The organism is Helicobacter japonicus (genome assembly GCF_000762845.2).
GTDB lineage: Bacteria > Campylobacterota > Campylobacteria > Campylobacterales > Helicobacteraceae > Helicobacter_C > Helicobacter_C japonicus.
In genome coordinates this window covers 132,450-155,729 of record NZ_JRMQ02000001.1, presented here as the reverse complement: position 1 = coordinate 155,729, position 23,280 = coordinate 132,450, and the positions used below count along the sequence as shown (strand labels likewise).

22 protein-coding genes and 2 tRNA genes are annotated in these 23,280 nt (G+C 35.2%); 11 read left to right on the top strand and 13 right to left on the bottom strand.

Annotation, left to right across the window (positions count from 1 at the left end):
• Window positions 1–15: 15 nt before the first annotated feature.
• From LS65_RS00690 to LS65_RS00640, 11 genes are all read right to left on the bottom strand, one after another.
• Window positions 16–303 (bottom strand): HU family DNA-binding protein, encoded by a 288-nt coding sequence (locus tag LS65_RS00690; RefSeq protein ID WP_034363011.1) that lies wholly within the window; start codon window positions 301–303, stop codon window positions 16–18.
• Window positions 304–453: 150 nt separating this feature from the next.
• Window positions 454–687: a hypothetical protein gene (locus LS65_RS00685; protein ID WP_034363013.1), complete on the bottom strand. Its 234-nt coding sequence runs from the start codon at window positions 685–687 to the stop codon at window positions 454–456.
• Window positions 671–1,054, bottom strand: coding sequence for a flagellar export chaperone FliS (gene fliS, locus LS65_RS00680; protein ID WP_034363014.1), 384 nt, complete (start codon window positions 1,052–1,054; stop codon window positions 671–673). Before fliS ends, LS65_RS00685 begins: the two co-directional genes overlap by 17 nt.
• A 10-nt stretch (window positions 1,055–1,064) precedes the next feature.
• Window positions 1,065–3,113: a flagellar filament capping protein FliD gene (gene fliD, locus LS65_RS00675; protein ID WP_034363017.1), complete on the bottom strand. Its 2,049-nt coding sequence runs from the start codon at window positions 3,111–3,113 to the stop codon at window positions 1,065–1,067.
• Between the two features lie 71 nt (window positions 3,114–3,184).
• Window positions 3,185–3,574: a FlaG family protein gene (locus LS65_RS00670; RefSeq protein ID WP_034363020.1), complete on the bottom strand. Its 390-nt coding sequence runs from the start codon at window positions 3,572–3,574 to the stop codon at window positions 3,185–3,187.
• 58 nt (window positions 3,575–3,632) lie between these two features.
• Window positions 3,633–4,838, bottom strand: a complete 1,206-nt coding sequence (locus LS65_RS00665) for a murein hydrolase activator EnvC family protein (protein ID WP_034363021.1) — start codon at window positions 4,836–4,838, stop codon at window positions 3,633–3,635.
• Between the two features lie 7 nt (window positions 4,839–4,845).
• A complete protein-coding gene (locus LS65_RS00660) occupies window positions 4,846–5,655 on the bottom strand; it encodes a hypothetical protein (protein WP_034363023.1) in 810 nt (269 codons plus the stop codon).
• Window positions 5,642–6,310 carry a cell division ATP-binding protein FtsE gene (locus LS65_RS00655; protein ID WP_034363024.1) on the bottom strand — a complete coding sequence of 223 codons (669 nt, stop codon included), beginning with the start codon at window positions 6,308–6,310 and terminating at the stop codon, window positions 5,642–5,644. The genes LS65_RS00660 and LS65_RS00655 overlap by 14 nt, the downstream gene beginning before the upstream one ends.
• 3 nt (window positions 6,311–6,313) lie before the next feature.
• Window positions 6,314–7,501: a tRNA (guanosine(46)-N7)-methyltransferase TrmB gene (gene trmB / locus LS65_RS00650; protein WP_034363026.1), complete on the bottom strand. Its 1,188-nt coding sequence runs from the start codon at window positions 7,499–7,501 to the stop codon at window positions 6,314–6,316.
• Window positions 7,501–8,760 (bottom strand): fibronectin type III domain-containing protein, encoded by a 1,260-nt coding sequence (locus LS65_RS00645; RefSeq protein ID WP_034363028.1) that lies wholly within the window; start codon window positions 8,758–8,760, stop codon window positions 7,501–7,503. The genes trmB and LS65_RS00645 overlap by 1 nt, the downstream gene beginning before the upstream one ends.
• Window positions 8,690–9,781: an RluA family pseudouridine synthase gene (locus LS65_RS00640; RefSeq protein WP_034363030.1), complete on the bottom strand. Its 1,092-nt coding sequence runs from the start codon at window positions 9,779–9,781 to the stop codon at window positions 8,690–8,692. Before LS65_RS00640 ends, LS65_RS00645 begins: the two co-directional genes overlap by 71 nt.
• Window positions 9,782–9,836: 55 nt before the next feature.
• Between LS65_RS00640 and LS65_RS00635 the strand changes: the two genes are divergently transcribed.
• From LS65_RS00635 to ftsZ, 5 genes are all read left to right on the top strand, one after another.
• A complete protein-coding gene (locus LS65_RS00635) occupies window positions 9,837–10,979 on the top strand; it encodes an FtsW/RodA/SpoVE family cell cycle protein (RefSeq protein ID WP_201274300.1) in 1,143 nt (380 codons plus the stop codon).
• A tRNA-Ile gene (locus LS65_RS00630) sits at window positions 10,941–11,017 on the top strand. Before LS65_RS00635 ends, LS65_RS00630 begins: the two co-directional genes overlap by 39 nt.
• Before the next feature lie 166 nt (window positions 11,018–11,183).
• Window positions 11,184–12,692 carry a peptidylprolyl isomerase gene (locus tag LS65_RS00625; RefSeq protein WP_034363031.1) on the top strand — a complete coding sequence of 503 codons (1,509 nt, stop codon included), beginning with the start codon at window positions 11,184–11,186 and terminating at the stop codon, window positions 12,690–12,692.
• An 8-nt stretch (window positions 12,693–12,700) separates the two neighbouring features.
• The gene (ftsA, locus tag LS65_RS00620; protein WP_034363036.1) at window positions 12,701–14,071 is read left to right on the top strand and encodes a cell division protein FtsA; all 1,371 of its coding nucleotides are present in this window, start codon (window positions 12,701–12,703) and stop codon (window positions 14,069–14,071) included.
• 16 nt (window positions 14,072–14,087) lie between these two features.
• The gene (gene ftsZ, locus LS65_RS00615; RefSeq protein WP_034363038.1) at window positions 14,088–15,242 is read left to right on the top strand and encodes a cell division protein FtsZ; all 1,155 of its coding nucleotides are present in this window, start codon (window positions 14,088–14,090) and stop codon (window positions 15,240–15,242) included.
• A 209-nt stretch (window positions 15,243–15,451) separates the two neighbouring features.
• Here the strand turns inward: ftsZ and LS65_RS00610 are convergent.
• A tRNA-Arg gene (locus tag LS65_RS00610) sits at window positions 15,452–15,528 on the bottom strand.
• 134 nt (window positions 15,529–15,662) lie between these two features.
• Between LS65_RS00610 and rpsU the strand changes: the two genes are divergently transcribed.
• The 5 genes from rpsU (at window position 15,663) to LS65_RS00585 (ending at window position 19,418) form a co-directional block, all read left to right on the top strand.
• Complete coding sequence (rpsU, locus tag LS65_RS00605; RefSeq protein ID WP_011115619.1) at window positions 15,663–15,875, top strand: 30S ribosomal protein S21; 213 nt, start codon at window positions 15,663–15,665, stop codon at window positions 15,873–15,875.
• Between the two features lie 90 nt (window positions 15,876–15,965).
• Window positions 15,966–16,709 carry an ABC transporter ATP-binding protein gene (locus LS65_RS00600; protein WP_034363041.1) on the top strand — a complete coding sequence of 248 codons (744 nt, stop codon included), beginning with the start codon at window positions 15,966–15,968 and terminating at the stop codon, window positions 16,707–16,709.
• Complete coding sequence (locus tag LS65_RS00595) at window positions 16,706–17,419, top strand: hypothetical protein (protein WP_034363044.1); 714 nt, start codon at window positions 16,706–16,708, stop codon at window positions 17,417–17,419. Before LS65_RS00600 ends, LS65_RS00595 begins: the two co-directional genes overlap by 4 nt.
• Window positions 17,416–19,272 carry a phosphoethanolamine transferase gene (locus LS65_RS00590; protein ID WP_138129726.1) on the top strand — a complete coding sequence of 619 codons (1,857 nt, stop codon included), beginning with the start codon at window positions 17,416–17,418 and terminating at the stop codon, window positions 19,270–19,272. The genes LS65_RS00595 and LS65_RS00590 overlap by 4 nt, the downstream gene beginning before the upstream one ends.
• The gene (locus LS65_RS00585; RefSeq protein WP_138129725.1) at window positions 19,248–19,418 is read left to right on the top strand and encodes a helix-turn-helix domain-containing protein; all 171 of its coding nucleotides are present in this window, start codon (window positions 19,248–19,250) and stop codon (window positions 19,416–19,418) included. The genes LS65_RS00590 and LS65_RS00585 overlap by 25 nt, the downstream gene beginning before the upstream one ends.
• A gap of 8 nt (window positions 19,419–19,426) precedes the next feature.
• Here LS65_RS00585 and LS65_RS00580 read toward each other — a convergent pair whose 3' ends face one another.
• A complete protein-coding gene (locus LS65_RS00580) occupies window positions 19,427–20,995 on the bottom strand; it encodes a glycosyltransferase family 2 protein (RefSeq protein ID WP_034363734.1) in 1,569 nt (522 codons plus the stop codon).
• Between the two features lie 233 nt (window positions 20,996–21,228).
• Here LS65_RS00580 and LS65_RS00575 point away from each other — a divergent pair, with 233 nt between their 5' ends.
• Complete coding sequence (locus tag LS65_RS00575; protein WP_034363731.1) at window positions 21,229–23,262, top strand: TonB-dependent receptor; 2,034 nt, start codon at window positions 21,229–21,231, stop codon at window positions 23,260–23,262.
• Window positions 23,263–23,280 lie beyond the last annotated feature (18 nt).

Here is a 23,280-nt window from a genome sequence, read left to right as displayed (position 1 = left end):
GTTACATAGAAAAACTTATTTTTTAGCTTTTGCTACTTGATCTTTCAAGGCTTTTCCTGGTCTAAATTTAGGTACAGATTTTTCCTGTGTCTTATATGTTTTGTTTGTGCCTGGAACTTTGCCTGTTTTAGCTTTTTGGATAGCTGTTTCAAACTTACCAAAACCAACAAGCTCTACACTTTTTTTCTTAGAAAGAGCATTAGAAATTGCACTTGTAAAAGCACTTACTGCTTGCTCAGCTTCTTTTTTTGTGTTGTAGTCTCCTACTTTTTTAACCAACTCTACGAATTCCGCTTTGTTCATTGCAAACTCCTCGTTTTAAAAATTTTGAACAGAGCTATTCTATATATTTTTTATCTTTAAGTCAATAATACGCGGATAGTTTTGCATAAATTTATTACAAAATGGAATATTAAGTATTATTATTATACCCCCCCCCCCATTAATAGCTACTTAATTAGCATTTTCAAGAAATTGTTTTGCTGCCTTGATTTGTTCCATATTGATTCTGATTTTAAATTGTTTAGATTCTAAGAGAGTTTTGGTTTGTTTGATAAGTTCAAGGGCTTGAAGTTTTATTTCAAGTGATTCATTTTCAAGCTCTTGTGGGAGATTATCAACAAGGAGAAAAGCCGCTTGGTCATCTTCGTTCAAAAGAGCAACTTTAAGATTATTTAACCAATTCATCTTGATTAATTTCTCTCCAAGCTTCTAGAAGTCCTCTTGCTACATTCATCACTATATCAATTTTGGCTGTATCATTAGCGACATTGGCTTGAGTAAGGAGCTTGATTTGATGGGTGTAAAGTCCTGTGAGATATACTGCCACATCACCACCTTTATCGTAATCAAGTGTGTTAAGAAGTTCAGTGAAAATATCAGTCGTGCGATTGATATAGTAGATTTTTTTCTCAATGTCTTCTGTTTCCATATGTCGCTTAGCTTGAGCACAGAATCTTAAAATTCCCTCATAGAGCATTTCTACGAGCTTTACAGGGGATTCTACAGAAACTGAATTTTGTTGGTAGAGGTTATAAGCATTATTTCCATACATAGGTTACTCCTTATTTTTTAGCTACAGATTGGTCAATCATCAACTGCACACTGCTGAAAGCATTATTGGTTTTAGAGATTTGAGAATCATAAGCTGCAAATCTCTGCGCCATAATGTCATAACGTGTGTTGAGCTGTTCAACTGCCTTTTTTCGGTCTTCACGCAATTTTTTATCATCTCTTGTGAGATTTTCTTCAAGCACCTTAAGTCTTGCATTTTGACCATTTAAGAGCCTATCAAGTTCTTGGTCAAATTTTTTAAACACACCATCTGTCCGCACCTCCCTAAATTCTGTTGTTTTTACACTTCCGTAAAAAAAATCTTGTGTGCCTTGTGGGTCAGAGTTTAAAGCCATTTGAAGCTTACTCACATCAAGACTCATCACACCTTTTTCATCAAGAGAAAGCCCATATTTTGCAAGTCCTTTTAGTTCTGTTTCTGTTGCAATAGTTGTAGAAAAAATACGATTAAGACTAGGTCGTATCATACGAATATCACTATTACCATTAAATATACCAGCAACTTTAGAATCTTCATCATAGCGCGTAACTTCATCAAGCTTCAAAGCAAGCTCATTGTAAGTCTCTACAAATTTCTTGATATTTTCTACAATTTCTTCATCATTGCGTGTAATATTGATGACCGCAGGTTTTCCCGGCTCGGTAGTTGTGAGAAGCTCGATATTCACACCGCTAACAATATCATCAATATTGTTGGTAGGACGCTTCATTGAAATATTGTTGTATGAAAACTTTGCATCTTGGGCATTTTGCACTTTGCGTATCTTAAAGAGCTCTTCTTGTGTTTTAGTATAATCCATTATTGTGCCAGATTTTAGCCCTAAATCTTCAAGTGCTTTCTTGCTTTCAGGGTCATTATCGGCAAAAATATTTACCTCTCCTGTATCAGAGTTGATTACAAGCTTACCATCTTTATTGACAGAAGCGTGGATTCCAGCAATATTATCAATCGCTTCGGCAATAGCCTGCGCATTTTGAGCAGCTGTATTTTTCTCTTTTGTGAGTGTTGCTAAATCAAGCGGAATATTACTTATATTAATAGTTCCTTTGAGCTTACCTGCTCCTATACTCTTGGTTGCTACTATTAAATCTTCTTTATCGGCATTTTTATTATCTGCATCAAAACCTAATATTTGAGATTTTGCACCTTCGATTTTAACGCTATACCCGCGTCTATCATTAAGAGTAAGCATATCACTATTTGCTCCACCTATACCAATATTAATGTCATTATCAAGCATTCCATCAAAATCTGAATCATTTTTGATAGCAGTAATTACTGCTTCTTTAAGAGCTTCTGCATTATCTTGGGATTTAGATTCTGTGGCAGTTTTAGGGAGTTTGATAGAAAGAGTTTTTTCAATACCTTTCTTATCTTTAAGTATAATATTGAAGTCCCCATCACCTAGCGTAAAAGCCCCAGAAGGCATAGCAGAACCACTTGTGGTTGAGCCAAAATAAATGCGTGAAGATTCACCTGTATCTTTTGAATTAACCATAAGTTGGTAGGGATTTGAGCCACCTGTTTTCATAACAATCCCCATTACTTCACCTTTTGTTGTATCAGTGATAAGTTGTGCCACTTCACCTAGCTCCATACCAGCTTTAATATCAATTTTATAATCTTTTCCCTTGTGATAAAACTTCAACACAGAATCTTTTTGGCTAAATACAGATTCTCTACTTTCATATTTTGAGCCTATTTCATTAATGTCTGAAGTTGCGATAGAATCTATATCAATTTTAATATCTTGTGTAGGCACACCTGATGAAATAGTGGCTTTAAGTGCATCTCCAATGACATTGCTTGAGCGTCCCAAATAGGTAGAATAATCTGCAAGTATGCTTGTGCTTGATTTTAATCCACGCAAAGAAGAAGTGATGGCAACAAGCTCGGTTTGTTTTTCAACATTTTGTTCAATTTTTTTGTCAATAGGCTTGATTTGTGCATTTTCATCAGCTTCTCTTAGTTTATCAATCACATCGTGATTTAAAACTTTACTTCCAAGCCCAAGCGAACTTAATGTGCCAAGTGCCATAACCACCTCCTTTCTTTAAAAATTAAAATTTTAGCAAAAATTGATATTTATGCTTATGTAAAGATTTGCAACTAGCCTTGTTTATCAAAAATCACACCAATAACTTCTCGCATTCTTTTCATAAGCTCAATAGCTTCTTTTGAGGGAATCTCGCGTATCACTTTTTCGCTATTACTTTCTTTCACTGTTACTTTTAAACCCGGAATATTTTCATTATATGAAAAATTAAGGTCTGTGCCAACGCGCTTCATTTCATCATTAAGCTTTTTGCTTAGTTCTCGCAATTCATTTTCGAGCTGTTTTTTGTTTTCTTTGTCTTGGTATTGAGCAGTTTCTTCTTGCCTACGCACTTCGGATGGACGAGTGTCTTCTACAGCTATCCTTCCACTAGAATTAACCATATTAACAAGTTGTGTTCTGATTGCATCGGTATTATCAATCTTATCGCGAGTGTTAATCATAACTTCCTCCTTAAAGTTCAAAATAAAGTAAAACAATATCGACTTAAGAAGATTTTTTTTAATGTAATTTAATAAAATCTGCAGGATTTATATGTTTATCTTTTTGTGTGATTTCAAAACTTAGGCGTTCATTGACTTTGCCGATAATTGTGCCTTTTTTGATAGTAATACCTGTTTTGATTGAAGATTCTATTTTATCCATATAAGCATAAATAGTGTGAATAGCGTTATGATGTTCTATAATGACTACTTTTTTAAGTCCGGGTGCTTCTTTAGCATAGACTATTTTGCCATCAAGCACGCTTTTAACATTTGCATTTGGTGATTTGGGATTAAACATAATTGCAGCGTTAAAAATTTTAAATTTATATACAGGGTCAAAATAAGGTCCAAATTTTTTTTCAATCACATAATGTTCAAGTGGTGGAAAAGTCTTTGCCCCTTTATAGGCAATAGTAGGCACATCACGGTATGAGGTGCCAAATTGTTTGGGTGCTTTGATGTTATTTGGATTCTTTTGATTATTGATAAAGGCTTGTTGATTAGTATTCTTAGTTTTTTGTTCTTTAACAATATTAAGATTTGAGAGAATCTCATCAAGATTTTTACGCTCTTTGACTATATCTTTGAGTTGCTGATCATATACTTTGAGTTCAGCTTGCATTTTATTGAGAGTTATTTTTTGCTGTTCTTTAGCACGCTCTAGACTTTCTTTTTTATTAGTTTGTGTTTTGATAGAGTTTTGAATCTGTGAGATTGTGTTTGTGATTTTTTTGATTTCATTATCGAGGATATTTTGCTTTGCATTAAGAATTTTTATCGCATCTTTTGTGTTCTTATGTAAAGTCTGATAAATATAATGCTCTATTACTCCATCAACAGAATCCACTTCTGCAGAGCGAGCAATAATCATACTAAAAGCGATATTTTGTGTTACAAGTTTGACAAGTTGGGCTTCACTTTTTTTCTTTTGCTCTAAAAGCATATTTTGTTTTTTTTGAGAATCTTTGAGTGTTTTTTCTTGAGTGAGAGATTTGCCTTGATTTTGTGTAATGTCTTTTTCTAAAGAGCTAATTTGTTTGCCAAGCTGGGTAAGTTCAAGATTCTTGGTATTGATTGCTTTGCCCAAAACATCAAGTTTTTTACTGATGGCTGCTTCTTGGGATTTGGCATTTTCAAGCTTATTTTTTGTGGTATTTGGGTCAATATTCGCCATACATATATTGACAACAACACAGAGTGTAAGGTAGCCAAAACCCTTCATTTATCTATCACAAATCTTTTTGTTTGATGATAACAAAAACCACCGAAATGATCGATACGAGTATTGAGGTAAAAAGAAGAATGATAAAATCACTTCCTATACGAAATATATCGCTTGTTACTTCAAGCGTGTGCATTACTTCTTGCATTTTACTATGGTTAATGATATAGGTCATACCTACAACAATGGCGATTGTGGAAATGATAGAATCTATGAAAGCAAGGCGGAATAAAATACCATTTCTCATCCACGCTGGAGCACCCAAAAACGCCATAATTTCCATTCTATCACTATGTTCAAATTTCCAAATCTCAATTTGTTTAATCATCAAAATATAGCTTAGAATTGCAATAAGTGAAGCAAACACTACAATAGAGCTTTTGATGATAAGGAGGAGTTTATAGACTTGTGAGTGACTTTTGGTAAAAGATTCAACTTTAGTTACGCCATTAAGTTTTGAAAGTATAGTATTGATTTTTTGTAATCGCTCTTCATCTGGAAAATTTGAGAGCTTGAGGGAATAAAAAAATGGTAATTCTCTCTGCAATGTTTCAAGACTTTCACGACTAAGATCTTTTTTAAGTTCATTCATTAAATAATCAGGTGTAATAGCTTTTAGCTCCTTTGCTTCACGGATAAAACTTTGAATCTTATCAAGTGTGAGTGCATTTTGAGATGCAATGACAATAGAATAACTATCAGAAAGCTTATTCTCGTGCTTACTAACTGCGCGATTGACGAGCATAATGCTTTCAAGACTAAAAAGAAGTGCCAAAAGCGGAATGATGAGTGCTAAATGTCTCCTAAGCAAATTCATAAACGACTCCTTCTTCAATATGTAATCGTCTGTATGGGATATTGAGCCTATCTGGCATTCTGTGCGTTACGACAACTACTGTGATACCAAGCTGTTCATTTACGCCCTTAAGGAGATTCCAAATCAATTCACTTGAATAGTCATCAAGGTTACCTGTTGGCTCATCAGCAAGTATAATGGTTGGGTTATGTGCAAGTGCGCGTGCCATTGCTACGCGTTGCTGCTCACCACCACTAAGTTCAAGGGGAAATTTATTTGCTTTATGTGAAAGTTTGATATGCACGAGAAGTTTTTCTACTTGAGACTTGCATACTTCTTTTTTATATCCATTAATCACCATAGGGAGCATTACATTGCGTTCGATATTCCATTCTTTGATGAGCTTATAGTCTTGAAATACAATACCAATATTGCGGCGCAAATGATTGATGCGATTTTTTGAAGCCTTTTGCATACTTACGCCAAATACATTTAAATGCCCGCTTTTTACTCCTAAATGCCCAAAAAATGAACTTAAAATTGTGCTTTTTCCACTACCTGAAGCTCCTGTAATAAACACAAATTCTTTGGCATTGATATTGAAAGTAGCATCTTTGATGACAAGATCATCATTGTAACCAAGATTAAGATTCTTTGCTTCGATAATTGCACTCAAGTTTTACTCCTGTGTTAAAATTTGCATCAAATGCGTATGTGCTTTGATAGCCGCTTGTGTAGGGATAGGATTGCCACCGACATAATGTGCGGATTGTGTAGGGTAAAATGCAATCTGTAAAAACGCATTTTGAGGCTGAAAAAAGTCTCCAAAACACAATGCCAATACATATACATCTCCCGCACAATATAAGTTGTCAATATGTAAAAACCAATCTTTAGCAATTTTTTTATATAGAAAATGTTTATAATTATCCACATTTTTTCTTAGAATTTTATCAAAAGTGAAATATTTTTGGTGTTTTTGTGTATTTTTTGTGATATTTTGCACTTTTTGCTGAAAAATTTTCATATCATATATATCTTTTTGCGCCCTTTCCCAACGTGCTTCATACTTGCTTATAATAGGTATTTTGGAATTTTTATGCACCTCGAGTGTTATTTTTGGTGCATTAAGGGCAAGATTTAGAGCATCTTTAAAATAAATCTCATCATCGCTTCGTAAATGTAAAATCCCACCTTCATCTAAAACGCGTAAAGATTCCTCTAAAAATTTTTGTGAAAATACGCGTCTATGAGGTTTTTTATTCCACGGCACAGGAAAGTGCAAATAAATGCCTCGTGCTGTATGCGAGGGGAGGATTTCAAGTAGAGTGCGTGCATCAGCCTTGACGATAAAAAGATTCTGCAAATTTAAAAGTTCAATTTGTCTTAGAATCTGCTCAATAGAAGGCGTGTGAATCTCTACACCAACGCAGATAAGATGAGGGTTGCTTTGTGCTAAATGCAAAAGATGTCGCCCTGAGCCAAATCCTATTTCCATAAGATAGGGCTGTGTAAAATCCAAAAAAAAGTCTATATTTTTTAAATAAGGAGACTGAAGTTTTTGTCTAGGTGAGTTATCACTAAGATTATGACTAATAAGTGAATCTTGGTTTTGACATAGAATCTTAAGCGCATCTTTAATGACTCCGCTATGTCCTTTGGCACTATTTTTTTCACATTTAAGAATACTATTGTTTTTTGTTTCTCTATGCTGTTTTCGAAGGAAAAATTCTTGTTGATTATACTTCACAAGAATAAGTGATTGATTTTTGTTATTGTATTGTGTGGCTTCATAGACAAAGGTAAATTCCCCTTGTATAAAAGGCAAGGGTGGCAAAGTGATCTCTGAAGCAAGAAAGTGAGGCATTATTTTTTTTCTTTTTGAAGAGTAATTTCTGCTGTGTGGGCAGATTCTATACCATTTTTATCTACACTTACCACACTATAAGTATAAACTTTGCCTTCCTCCATCTCCTTGTCAATAAAGCTACCATTATGTATATCCACAAAGCGCATACTTTGTGTCCATAATCCATTTTCCTTACGATAAACAATAAAACTCACGATGCGATCATCGCTTGGGATTTGCCACGAGAGCGTTGCTTTATTATCAAGCATTTTACCTTCAAAATGTGTGGGCTTGCTTGGTGGTGGTAGGCTAAAACCTTTAGCTGGGTGGCTACTAAAATGCCCTTGTAAATCATTGTCGCCTAAAAGCACGACTTGATAATAATAGTTTATGCCATCTTCTTTGTCCTTGAGTTTATGTAAATATTGTGTTTGGTTGGTTATGGCAAGTTTTTTGTAATTTTTACCATTTTGTGAATAGAGAATTTTGTATTGCTTTTTACTTACACCTTGCGTATCTGGTGCTTCTTGCCAAGTGATAGAAATTGCGCGTGGCAAGTCTGTGCTTGCTCGAATATCTTCGATAGGCGCGGGTTGAGGAATTGTCTTAATACTTATGCTTTCTGAAGGTTTGCTTTTAGTGCCTTCATAATTTTGGGCGATGATACGATAAGTATAAGATTCCCCATCTTGTAGATTATCATCAAAATATTCTACACTTAAGCGATGAGGGATTGTTTTGATTGTTTTAAATTCACCTGCTTTATTAAGGCGTTGAATAAGATAAGAATCTATGCTCGGATTGGGGTGTGGCGACCAAATAAGTTTAATAGTGCGTGGTTGATTGTTGAGCGCAAAAACACTTTCTACTGGGTCAATAAATGATGTTTGGACAGAGATTTTGCTTTTAGGAGAAATGGTATTGTTTTCTCCTAAGGTTGCAAAGGCATAAGTATATTTTGTCTGTGGTGTGAGATTTGTATCAAAATAATGTGTTGCAAAGCGATTTTTAATCGTAGCTATTTTTTGCAAATTTGTTTCATTTGCTTTAGCGCGGTAAATCACAAAGCCTGTAATATTATCATTTTGAATAAATTTCCATTCAAAAGCTATAGATGAGACATCAGGAATTGTTTTTACAGAATTAAGAGGTGGCAAGGAGGTATCTTCTTGTAATGGTGTATTGTTTAAAGAGGCAACACACGCGTTAAGAAAAATGCTCAAAGGCGCGTATAATCCTATTAACTTCAAGTAAGTCCATAATATTTTGGCAGTCATTAGGTAAATCCTTTGTAAAGTGTGTTTGGAGAAATTCTAGCATATCTCTTAAAATCGGGGCTTTAAAAGTGCAATTTTCTCCACTTTTTGGGTGTTTAAGATAGAGTATATATGAATGAAGCAAGATTCTATTTTGGTAATGATAAGTTTGAGCGTGGCTTTTGTAACCATAGAGTGTATCGCCAAGAATATGGCGAGAGAGCGTTTCAAGATGTGTGCGGATTTGATGAGTGCGCCCTGTATGGAGTTTTGCAGCAATAAGCTCACACCTACCATTATCTGCAGTGGCAAGCTTTATAAAAGAGCTTTTAGAATCTCGGATTCCTTTAGGGATAGGTGCGTTTTCTTTAATATGAATCTTACTCATTTTAAGGCGATTGTGTGGATTGCGTCCCATAAAGCAATGCACCTGCTGATTGGATTTAAGTGGCATATCGATAACGGCAAGGTAGTATCGCCCCATTTCACGGCTTTTTAATTCTTGAGGCAAGAGAGTATAAGCAAGGCGAGACTTAGCAATAGCCAAAGCCCCACTTGTTTGTCTATCGAGGCGATGAATAATACCATATCGCTCTTCTCCGCTTAGTGTATGCAGAATATGCGCATTAGCTTTAAGCCAATCTGTTAGTGTAGCTTCTTTTAAGCTTGGTGCTTGATGAACTACAAGATGAGGAGGTTTGTTAATAATCAAAATATCTTCATCTTGGTAGAGAATAGCAATGTCAAAAGACTTATCTTGTGGGTTAAAAGGTAATTGCGGTTTGTTTGCAGATTCTATAAGTTGGGACTTTGTATCCAAACCTTGTATATGAGAATCCTCATAGATGTCTAATTCAATACAATCTTTAGCCTTAAGTAATATGCCATTTTTAGTGCAAAGTGTGCCATTAAAATATACTTTCTTATTTTTGATAAGAGACTGAATCTGATTTTTACTGCTACGAAGTTTGACACTAAGAAATGAATCAAGTCGAAGCTTGTCATTATTTAAGTCAATCTCTGATATAATAAATTTTTGCATTTTATTTATGCCTCATAATGTAAAGAGAACTTTAATTTCTATATTTTAAGGAAAAATTGTGATTGATAGACGGATTCTAGCACATTTTGACTATATTTTATTTATTTTTCTTATTCCACTTATTGGGTTTTCTCTTTTTTTGATGAATGAGCTAGATTCTGTTTTGTTTGCGAAACAAGTGAAATATATCGTTTTAAGTTGTGTTTTGATGTTTTTTGTTTTTTTTGTGCCTTTTAGACAAATTCACGGCTTTATTGTAATTATTTATAGTGTATGTATTGTTTTGCTTATCCTTGTGCATTTTATTGGGACACAAAAGTTAGGAGCGCAACGTTGGGTAGATATTCCCTTTACAAGTTTTTCGATTCAGCCAAGTGAAATTATGAAAATTGCCCTTATGTTGTTTCTAGCATCATATATTACGGTGAATCCACCGCCAAAAAATGGCTATGGCACAAGAGAATTTTGTGTTATTAGCTCTTTCATTCTCTTGCCTTTTGTTATTATTCTTAAAGAACCTGATTTAGGCACAGCAATGGTAATTTTACTCACTGGATTTGGCACACTTTTTTTTATTGGAGTGAATAAAAAAATTTGGATTACATTAGGGCTTGTTGTTGTCATTCTTGCACCTGTTGCTTATGTGATAGATCCACTAAAAGACTATCAAAAAAAGCGCATTGTAGATTTTATATCAGATAAATCCCCCTACCAAGTGAATCAGTCTCTCATTGCCATTGGTTCAAGCGGTTTATTTGGGAACTCCAAAGAAAAAGCCACACAATCTCAATTAAAATTTTTACCTTATGCCAATACAGATTTTATTTTTGCTTATTTTGTAGAGAGATTTGGCTTAGTGGGTGCATTTGGACTTTTGGCATTCTTTTTCGCCCTAGTTGTGCATATTTTGAGTTTAGGTTTTGCTTATGCACAGGATTATTTTTTACGCGTTGTGGCGGGCTATATTGCCATATTGCTTTTTTTGTATGTGGGGATTAATGTGTGTATGACGATAGGTTTAGCTCCTGTGGTTGGGATTCCCCTGCCATTAATGAGTTATGGTGGGACAAGTTTTTTTACTTTTATGACACTTTTTACAATCCTTGAGAGTGTCCTTGCCTTTAGATTTGTTTTTGAGTATAATACCACCTCCAAATCCGGACCTTTAGCTCAGCTGGTCAGAGCACTCGGCTCATAACCGATTGGTCGCAGGTTCGAATCCTGCAAGGTCCACCACTTGATTTGATTGTTTTTTATAAGCAATGTATGAATATTTATCCTATAAGTAAATTTTATGATTAAAACTTATGAAAAATGCTTGTTGTAAATTGATTAGTGCATTTATTTTATGATATAATTACGAATATAGATTGCCACACAAAGTTAAAGGTTACATAAATTAATGATTACTTGGATGCAGAAACATAAGAAATGGCTTGTTATTACTATTTGGATTAGTGCTATTGCTTTTATTGGTGCTGGAATGGTAAATTGGGGTTCTTATGGATTTGGCTTAAATAATGATAAAGTGGCACGAGTTGGAGATATTGATATTCGTCTGCCTGAATATCAAAGGGTATATAGCAGAATCTTTAGAGAATATTCACAGATTCCACAGCTTGGAGGCATACTTGATGAAGCTCAAGCTAAGCAGCTCGGAATACCTCAAGTTGCACTTCAGCAGATTGTGCAACAAGCGCAGATTCGGAACTTTGCTCGAGATTTGGGCTTAGTAGTGAGTGATGAAGAGATAGGGCAAGAAATTATTGATGCAAATGTATATGTCGATGAAAATGGACGCTTCAGTCAAGATATCTATAGAGCAGCCTTGCGTGAAATGCAGCTTAGCACGAGTGAATTTGAAGAAGATATACGCAATATGCTTCTTACGCGGAAAATGCTAGATTTAATGAATATAAGAGAGGATTCTGTTTCTTTATGGTCTGCTACACGCGCAGAAAAGAATGCGATAGAAATGGCATATAGCATAAATGATAGATTGATGATTAAGAGCATTCCAGCTACGCAAGTAAAGGTAAGTATTGATGAGAGTGAATTGAAGGCTTTTTGGGAACTTAATGCAGATAATTGGAAAACACCTATGGAGTTTGAAATTGAATATATTTTAGTTCCTTTTAGTGAGCGTAACCCTACACAAGAAGCATTAAGTGAGCATTATGAAAATTTTAAAAGTGATTATTTGGACGAGAATGGGCATTTGATGAGTATGGAGCAAAGTATGGATAAACTCATACACGATGTGCAAAAAGTCGAAGCAGAAAGTATCGCCAAAAGAGAATATCGGGACTTAAAAAATGGTAACAAAAGCGGTATTGTGCGTAAGTTTAGAGAAAATGAGCGATTTTTGATACAAAATGGCTTAGATTTAGTTGTGGAAGATTTGAAAGTAGCCCAAGAAGGTCAGGTTTTGAAGCCTATTGAAGTTGATGATGGTTTTGTAACTTTGAAAATCTTGCACAAAAAAGAGAGTGTTAATCAAAGCTTTGATGAGGCTAAGATAGAAGCAGAAAAAATGTTTAAAGCACAAAAAATAAAAGAAACCCTTCTAAGCCTTGCAAAAGAGAATCTAAAAAATTTTAGTGGCATAGATATTGGCTTTGTAAGTAGATTCTATCCTCATACTATACCTACACTTGAAGAAAGCCAAAAAATGCGTTTGCTTGCGCGTGTTTTTGATTCACAAGAATCAGAAGGCTATGTATTGTTTGATGATAAAGTGGTATTATATCGTGTGCTAGAGCAGAGTATAAAGCCGCTTAGTCAAAATCAAAATGCTAATGAAATAAAGTTAGCGGCTAAAGGTGCAAAGTTTCAAGCTATTTCTTATGCATTAGCGGAATATCTTGAAAAAACTTATAAAACCACCATTTACATTGATGTAAGCAAGTGAGGCAAAAGTTGAGTCGAATTATTTTAGGTATTGATATTGGCAGCACAAAGATTTGTGCTATTATCGCTGAAATCAAAGATGATGGTGTTCCACATATTGTTGGGACTGGTATGCACAAAGCCGAAGGTGTGCGTAAAGGCTCTATTACTAATATTGAGCAGGCTTCAACAGCGATACGTAATGCTGTGAATGATGCTAAAATGGTTTCTGGCGAACAAATTGATAAAGCCATTATTTCACTTTCTGGGGCTTACACAAAAAGTATTCGTGAGTCTGCTATTGTGAATGCCCCAAATAATGAAATTGGGTTAAAAGAGATTCACCGCGTTATGCAAACAGCAATTTATAATGCAGCTATCCCTGAAGATCACACACTTATTCACGCTTTACCTTATGAGTTTAGGCTTGATGGACAAAGTTATGCTGAAGATCCTATGGGTATGAGTGCCTCGCGCCTCGAAGCTTTTGTGCATATTGTTACGGCTAAAAAGACAGCGTTAGAGAATCTTAAACGCGCTGTGCAAGAGGCGGGATTAGAGATTGAAAATATTGTTTTAAGTGCCTATGCTTCATCAATAGCAGTTTTAAGCAACGAAGAAAAAGAGCTTGGTGTAGCGTGTTTGGATATGGGCGGACAAACTTGTGATTTGATGATTTATAGTGGATACTCTATGCGTTATTGTGATTTTTTGAGTGTGGGCTCACATAATATTACTATGGATTTAACTATAGCACTTAATACTCACCCAAGCATAGCCGAAGAGATTAAAATAGAATGTGGTAAGCTTATTTTAAGTGATGAAGATAAGACAAAATCAATTAAGGTATCAATAATGACAGGCGAAAATGTAGCAAAGCCTGTAACCCTAGAAATTATCCACGCAGTTATTTTTGCACGTGTTGAGGAGACTTTGAAACTTTTGGCAAAAAGTATTGAAAAAAGTGGATTAAAAGATAAAATTGGTGCAGGTATTACGCTTACAGGTGGTATGGCAAACCTTGAGGGTATGCAAGAGTGTGCATCAAGTATTTTCCGCAAACCTGTGAGAATCTCAAAACCCATAGCTGTAGATGGGCTTTTTGACCGCTTAAGGGGCACAGATGGTGCCACAGCAGTGGGATTAATACTCTATGGTGCAGGTATGCATACGAATTATGAAATGGATTGTGAGAGGAGACTTCTTTATAAAAAGAATAGTATCACTACAGACAATACAAGCATACATAATATCGAATTGCCTAAAAATGCTATTGAGGAGCAAACATTGACTTCAAGAATTACACAAATTGATGATTTGTCAGAAATTAGGACTTCTAGTGAAGATAAACACGGGAATTATCTCGTAAGATTCTATAAATGGCTTAGCCAATTATTCTGAAAGAGAGGGAACATAAATGAATAATAATGTTATTGACATTCAAGAAATTCAGCCACGACCACAAGGCGTAGTGATTACAACGATTGGTGTAGGTGGCGGTGGCTCTCATATGATAAGTCATCTTGCAAATACAAATCCACATAAGGCAGTTAAGCTTATTGCGGCTAATACAGATATGCAAGATTTATATACGGCTAATGCAGATGTGAAAATGATTCTTGGCGAGAAGCTTACAGGTGGCTTGGGTGCAGGTATGCGACCAGAAGTTGGTGAAAAAGCAGCACTAGAGACTTATGAAGAGATTAAAGCAGCATTAAGTGGCTCACATATCGTGTTTGTTTCCGCAGGACTTGGTGGAGGCACAGGCACAGGTGCAGCACCTGTAATTGCTAAAGCTGCAAAAGAAATAGGTGCGCTCACAATTTCTGTTGTTACTAAACCTTTTAAATCGGAGGGAAATAAACGTGCAAAATTTGCCGAAGAAGGCTTACAGAATCTTAAGGCAGAAAGTGATTGTATTGTAGTGATTCCAAATGAAAGATTGCTCTCTATTATCCCCCCTCGACTTGGCTATAAAGAATCTTTAGAAATTGTTGATGATGTGCTTGCTCGTGCTGTAAATGGTATGTCAAATATGATATTAAACCATGGACCAAAAGACATTAATGTGGATTTTGCTGATGCAAGAACAGTTATGAGTTATAAAGGCTTGGCACTTATGGGTATTGGTGAGGCTACAAGTGATAATGCGGCTATTGATGCTATGCGTGAAGCAACAGAATCTCCTTTGCTTGATAATATCTCTATTAAGGGTGCAAAAGGTGTGCTTGTAAGCTTTGAATTTCACGAAAATCATCCACTTCTTGGTGTAAATGAAGCAATGGAGATTATCCATTCTGTTGCTGATGAGTATGCAGATGTGATTTATGGCACACATACTCGCACAGATGTAGATGAAAATTATGTGCGTGTTACCGTGATTGCTACAGGCTTTGAAAAAGAAATTGTTACAAGTAGCAATTCACAAGCACAGACTAAAACAGCACAAGAAGAGGGGATTCAAAAAATCAATGAGAGTTTCCGTATTGTCTCTCGAAACTTTAAAGAAGAAAATGGCTTGTTTGGAGATGAGCTAGAAGTCCCTACATATTTGCGTGCAGCAAGAGATTAATCTTTTTAAACAGAGCCAAATATCAAATATAATGCAAAAAGTTTGGTTAAAAGGTTTGAACTAAACATTTTGCATTTCTCTAATGCGTTTTTCCCCTTGACTATTTTTACTTTAAAATTTTCCAAATTATTGCAATCTTTCTAGCTATATACAAAAAAGCATAGTGTGAGAAAATAAGTCTTAAAAAGTATTGTTTTTATGTTGAAGAATGGCGTGCTCGGAGGGATTCAAACCCCCGACCTACAGGACCGCAACCTGTTGCTCTATTCAGCTGAGCTACGAGCACAAATGTGAAGTAAGCTTGGCATTCTAGCGAAATTTTCTTAAAACTCACTTTATGAGTTTGCATCTTTAAGAAAATTTACAACAAAATCAAAGTAAAATACCGCCTTAATCTTAAAAGAAAGTAGGTGAAAGGTAATGCCTGGTATTAAAGTGAAAGAAAGCGAATCTTTTGAAGAAGCATACAGAAAGTTCAAAAAACAAACCGACCGCAACCTTGTCGTAACTGAAGTGCGTGCAAGGAGATTTTTTGAATCTAAAACTGAAAAGCGTAAAAAACAAAAAATCAATGCAAAGAAAAAAATGCTTAAACGACTTTATATGCTCCGCCGTTACGAGTCTAAACTCTAATGCGTAATATCTACTCTTCTTCTCTTTTAAAGAGCAAGGAGAGCTAGTCTTGTTTCCTTATTATTCTCATACACAAAAATGGAGTGAGAGATGAATGAATCTAATCTTGTCCAAATCACACATTTAAGCAAAACTTATACTCACATCAATGCTTTGTGCGATGTGAATCTCAACATTCCTCAAGGTAAAATCGTTGGTTTGCTTGGACCAAATGGTAGCGGCAAAAGCACTTTGATTAAGATTCTTGTAGGGCTTTTGCGTCAATATCAAGGTGAAGTTTTACTTGATGGACATAAACCAAGCCTCTATACTAAACAAATCACTGCATATTTGCCTGATAGAAATATCTTAAATCCAAGAATGAATGCAGTGCAATGTATGAGATATTTTACAGATTTTTTTGCTGATTTTGATGAAAATAAGGCAAGGCAAATGTGTGAGATTTTACATATTCCTTTAGAATCTTCTATTAAAAGCCTCTCCAAAGGGAATATTGAAAAATTACATCTTATCCTTGCCCTTGCGCGTCAAGCGAAGATTTATATTCTTGATGAGCCTATTGCCGGAGTTGATCCTTACTCAAGAGAGAAAGTTTTTGAATTACTTAAAAGTTATGTTCCAAAGCATTCAAGTGTGATTCTTGCTACGCATCTTGTCAATGATGTGCAACCTATTTTAGATGATGTGATATTTTTATATCAAGGGCGTGTGTTACACTATGAAAGTGTGGAATCGCTCACAGATAAATATGAAAATCTCCAAGTAGCATTTAAAGCTGAAATATCACGTTTAGATACTCTTGCAGGAGATTTCATAAATGGAGAAGGCAAATGAAAGGATTTTTCACATTTTTTAAATATGAATTTTTATCAAGTGCTATGCCTCTTGCCTTTACTTATGGGATAGGAATACTTGCCCTATTATTATTAGAATTTTGTGAAATATCATTTTCAAGAAAATGGTTTTTTTATGAATTGTTTTTGGCTAATGATGTGATGAAAGTGTTGCTTATTACTCTTATAGTAGGCAGTTTTATTGCTTTTGGTGCATTACTTATAGTGCGTGCATTTCAGAGCTTTTGGGTAGAGATTTTTGGAAGTAGGGGATATTTGACACTTACTTTGCCTCTTAGTCTTGATGCTATTTTGCTCTCTAAGATTATCGTTCTTGCCTTTTGGGCGGTATTTGGAATTTATTTTGCCCCCGTCTCTATGAAAATACTTTATGACCCAGAATCTTTTGTAAGACTCTTATCAGTTATATACACACAAGAAGTCTTGATAATATTTTTTCATACATTGACTATAGTTATATTTTATATAACGCTTATACTCTTTATTACGGCTTTGCTTAATGCTCTCAAAGTGCGCACTTTTGTGCTATTTAAAGGCTTTGGAATCGCACTTGTTATTCATCTTATATGGATTCCATTTGCAATTTTAACCCCTTTTTTTAGTTTTTTAAATATAGATAAATTGTTTCTTAGTATCATATTTTACTTTGCCGCGCGGTATTTGATTATGTATAAACTGGAACTTGAATGAAGCTTTTTGCCAACATCACACTTTTTAGAATCTTTGTCATTCTCATTGTGCTCAACACCATTGTGTTGCTAGGCTCACAGTATTATGTTTATACAAAGCATTGGGATTTATATTGGTTTAGCTCGTTTTTTTACCGAGAAAGTTTGCTTTGCGTAAGCTATTTTCTCATTTTTTCTCTACTCTCTTTGCTCCCTCATAGTTTCTCACGCATTATCGCCTACACAATTTTTGTGCTTAGCCTACTTTTTTTTATCATCGATGTATTTTTGCTTTACACTTTTGATAGCAATCTCAATTCTTACCTCGTCATAGTTGCTCTAGAGACAAACCCACAGGAGAGTGCGGAATTTTTACATAATTATATCACTTTTTCGCTTTGTGTGCTTTATGCGTTTTTTGGGCTAATGATTATCCTATTGTGGCGTAAGATAAAGCCATTTAGCCCGAGCAAAAAGATTCTATACAGAATCTACGCTGTATTTGTATGTCTCCTCTGCGCTGTTTTGGCGATGATTTTCACACACACAAAGCCGCTCAATGAGGATTGGAGTGATATGATATATAACTACACAAAGCAAATCTATCGTGCCATTGAAAACACTCGAGGATTCATAAAGGAATATAAAAAACTAAACGCCAATTTTGATAATCTTGCTCAATCCTTGCAAGTCAAAAAAGCAAAGAACAATATTGATAATATTGTGCTTGTCATTGGAGAATCTACCCAAAGAGGTAAATTAAGCCTTTATGGATATCCATTACCTACCACACCACTTTTAGATAATCTTAAAGATTCTAAACCAAATAATCTTTTTGTGTTTAGTGATGTTATTTCTCCTCACGCCCAAACTCACGAAAGCCTTTCACTTAGTCTAACATTGGCAAATCAAGATTCACAAGGCATTCAAACAATACATAAAAAATTTTCAAAAAAGCAATGGTATGAGTTTTTAAACATCATTGATGCTTTTAAGCTAGGGGGCTATCACACCATTAGCATATCAAATCAAGAGCCTGTAAGTCTCTTTGGCAATGCGGCAGCTACGATATTAAAACGCGCAGATGAGGCAATATTTGTCAATGTCAATGATAAGATGAGCACGACAAAATTTGATGAGAGTATTCTAGAGATTCTTAAAAATGAGCAGCTAGAGCAAGAAGGTTTGCAACAAGGTGCAGATGAAAATACAGAGCAAAAATTAGAATCTAGCCTAACTCACACAAAGCCTATATTTTATGCCCTGCATTTAATGGGAAATCACGCCAAATATTATAACCGCTATCCAACCAATTTCGCACATTTTACGCCAAAAGATATGCTTTGCCAAGAGGATAATTCACCTCAAAAAAGTGCAAATATAGAGGAAAATATGCACTATGATAACGCCACCCTCTATGGTGATTTTATCTTAAGTGAGATTATCAAAAGATTTGAAAGAAGCGATAGCATAGTGATTTATTTTAGCGACCACGGAGAAGAAATCTATGACTTTAGAAATTTCATAGGACATTCAGATTCTAAAATCTCGCGTTTTATGGTGGAGATTCCTTTTATTATTTATGTAAGTGATAGTTTTATACAAAAGCACCCACAACTTTATAAAAGAATACAAAAAGCACAAAATCAAAAATATATGAATGATGATTTAATGCACACACTTTTAGATATTGCAGGGATTAGCCTTAATGGCTATGAATCCCAAAGAAGTCTCCTTGCTACAAACAAAGCCTTTCTTAAGAGTAGAATGCGTAAAGTGGGAGATAAGAGTAATGTAAAAGATTATGATAAAGAGCTAAAAACACAAAAAAGCTATCTTGAGCAAGGTAAATGCAGCATACAAGGAAACAACTAAGAGGAGCTAAAGTTAAAAATTCTAATATTCAAGAGCAACTCATAAAGGCGAGAATAGATTCTAAATTGACACAAAAAGAAATAGCGCAAAAGATGAATGTAGCACAAAGTGCAGTAGCACGCTTTGAAAATACACAAAATGTCTAAATATTATCCTACTCGTTGCTTTCTATGCCCTTTTCACAATAGCGATTTTTATTTGCTAGGGTTTGTAGGTAGATATTATGATTAGATTCTAGCATCGTGCGGGGATTTTCAGGGTGATAGAGATGATAGGCAATGCCAGCAAATTTTAGCCGCCTCATCTCTCCGCCATTAAATAAAAATCTTGCTACAAATTCAGAATCTTCCCTCCCCCAGCCAATAAATGATTCATTAAAGCCATTGATGCTTACACAATCAGCCTTATAAAAGCTCATATTACACCCGCGAATGCCTTTGATAAAGTCTTTTTTGTCAAAAAAATCCGCCCTAATGCGTGAAGTGTTGAAAACAAATGATGAGAGCAAAGCACATCTCCTTGCTTTGAATCCACCTCGTGCGTAAGCCAAAGTAAATGCGTCTTTTGCGTGAGAATCCATAATGTTCTGTGTGGTGCTTTTATCTAAAATCACACGAGAGCCTTGCAAAAATACACCTTTTTTTGCAAAGTGTAGATGTTCTTTTATAAAATGAGAATCTAAAATCATATCGCCATCAATAATAATGATATATTCTCCATTTGCCGCATTTATGGCACGATTACGAATCTCACTTAAGCGAAAGCCCTTATCCTCTTGCCAAATATGTCTTAAAGGACAAGGAAAGTCTTTTGCATAAGATTCTATCAATGCTTTTGTATCCTCTGTGCTGCCATCATCGGCAATAAGCACTTCACTTGGCAAAAGCGCAAGATTTTTTACAGAATCTAGCACTAAGGCTAGTCTTTCTTTTTGATTATAAGTAGTGATGATAAGCGAAGATAGTTGGGGGGGGGTCGTGCTTTGAAGCTCATAAAGCTTCATATATTTAAAAAAAGTGCCTAATCCATTGCAAGTAGCAATCACAAAGCCTTTATATCCATAAAAAATACCTTTTTTGAAAAAATAATCTCTAAAAAATGTCCAAAATCCGTGCGTGATTGCTTTCAATGGACTTGATTTTTTATGTGTATTTTGCTCTGCCCAAAGGCTTGAGTATCGTTGGAGTTTTTCAAGCAGATGAGCGATATTATCATAAGCATAATGTTTTATTCCGCTTGAGAGTTTGAGTGTGTGTGCATCTTTGGGGATTATCACACTTTCATGAACAAAATTATCATTAAAGCGCGTGAAAGTTTTATTAAAAAGTCGCCACACATAGTCTGGATACCACCCACACGCCTTTATCCACTCTCCATTATAGAGATTTTTACGCGGCAGTGCGTAAATTGTATGGGAATTGAGTTCTAAAGATTCAATGAGAGCAAGTGTGCTAGATTCAAGCACTTCATCAGAATCAATACTCAAAATCCAATCGTGCTTGGTATAGCTTATCGCTAAGTTTTTCAACGCACCAAAGCCGATAAATTCACTCTCAAAAATCCGCACATTAGAGAAGTTGCGTGCTATTTCTAAAGTTTTATCAGTGCTACCATTATCAAGTAAAATCACCTCATCAAATCGCTTTAGAGATTCTAAACATTCTTGCAATGTTTCTTGTGCATTTTTGACTAAGATTGTTACGCTTATGGGAAGTGTATTCATTCTCTCTCTTTTGTGTAAGTTTAAGCTCATAAAGTGCAATATTGTAGCACATTTTATGTTTTTTTGTCATTTTCTCTATTTTGATTTTCAACCTATGCTCTTTATATAATTTTAATATATATTTAAGTTCTTATCTTTTAGAATTATCGAAATATATTTTTTAATACAGGGGGAAAGAGTATGCAGAATGTATTATTGTCTCAATATACTAGACTAAGTTTAGGGGGGGGCTGTTGCTTACTTGCTTGTGTGAGCTCTCTGTCGCAGAAGATGTCTATGATTTGGGGCGCATTGAGATAACAACAAGTAAAAAAGCGGATACTAATGCCACTTTAGGAATTATCACAAGCAAGGATATTGCAAATACTGCTTCAAACGATGTTGCAAGTGCTTTGCGCTATACACCCGGAGTGTTTTATCAGCCACCAGCAGCAGGTAGAGGTGAGCCAATGCTTGGCATACGAGGATTTAGCACGATTCATATAGGGTTGTTTATTGATGGAATCCCTGTGCATAGTATTTATGATAGACAAAGTGATTGGAGTCAATTTAGTTCTTTTGGTATCTCTGAAATTAATGTCAGCAAAGGCTATACAAGCCCTATTTATGGAGTGAATACACTCGGTGGAGCAGTAAATATAGTAACTTCTAAACCTAAGGACAAGCTAGAAGTGAGTGCTAAATATGGCTTTGTAAGTAACAATGAAAATCAGGCTGCTTTATCCATAGGAAGTAATTTAGGCAAGGTGTATTATCAGCTAAGCTATGCTTATACCGATAGGGATTCTTTGCCACTTTCAGCTAAATTTACTCCAACACAGCTACAACCTACCAAAGACAAAGTAAATTCAAATTACAAAAATCATACTTTGCGCGCAAAAGTAGGCTTTGAACCAAATGAGAATCACGAATATTCTTTGAATCTTGTTTATCAAAAGGGTGAAAAAGGCGGTATGATGAATGCTAATGACACGAGCACGAATTGGTGGAATTGGCCTAATTATGACAAGATAACCGCATATATACTAGGAAATTCTAAGTTTAATGATGTCCTTTCTCTTAATTCAAAGTTATATTATGATAGCTTTGATAATAAACTTCAGGTAATTGGAAGTTACAATGGTAGTAGTATCTCTCAAACAAATTGGGCAGGTTCAAGTGTATCTCTTACTCAGCCTTACACATCAGTTTATGATGATTTTACTTTAGGGCTTATAGAGACACTCAATTTTGATTTTGATGAATATAAGAATCTCAAAGTTGGGCTTAATGTTAGACAAGATAATCACAACAACACGCTTACGCGTTGGACAAGCAATAACTCTACTTTTACTCGAAGTGATGATAAACTCAAAGATATTTCTACTTCAATCTTTGCCGAATACGCTCAAACTTTAAATAGTATATTCCGCTTTGCTATCAATGGTAGCTATGATAGAAATGATATGCTTAAAGTAAAAATTGCAGATGTGGAAGATAAAACTTATAGCATTTATGGTTGGACATTGCAAGGTATTGGATATGCAAGTTTAAATGACTACACGACTTTGCATCTTAATATTGGGCGAAAAAGCAAACTTTTAACTCTAAAAGAGCGATATTCTACGATGTGGGGCAATCGTGCGCCAAATCCTAGCTTACAAAATGAGAGTGCTATAAACTATGAAGTAGGAGTAGATTTTAACTATGAATCTACACAAATATCTTTTGCTACTTTTTATAATGATTTAAATAATATGCTTTTATCTGTTAGCGCACCTGATAGTAGTTGTATTATAGGAAGCGAGTGTATGCGTTTAGAAAATGCCAAAGAGGGCTATTCTTATGGAGCAGAAGTGAGCTTAAAGCAAGGATTCTTAGAGGATAAAATAAACTTTGGCATAAATTATTCTTATGTGGAGCGTAAGGCAACAAATACTGCAGGAACAAGCTATGGGGTTGATGGCTCACGCATTTTAGATTATCCAAATCATATTGCCAATGCGACTTTGGTGATTTCACCTATAAAACAGATTGATTTGATAGGTTTAGCGACATTTCAAAGTAAGCAATATTATAGCGTTGGTGGAAGTAGAAACAGCCCACCTACAGCCTATGGGCAAAATAACGATATTTTTCTCCTTGATGTAAAGGCAAATTATCGTCCGATTGAGCCTTTGCAACTCTCACTTGGGGCGTTTAACTTGCTTGATAAAAATTACTTCTATGGCAGTGGCTATTATATGGCAGGACGTAGGGTAATGGCAAGTGTGGAATATAAGTTTTAGATTCTTAAATGTAGTGAT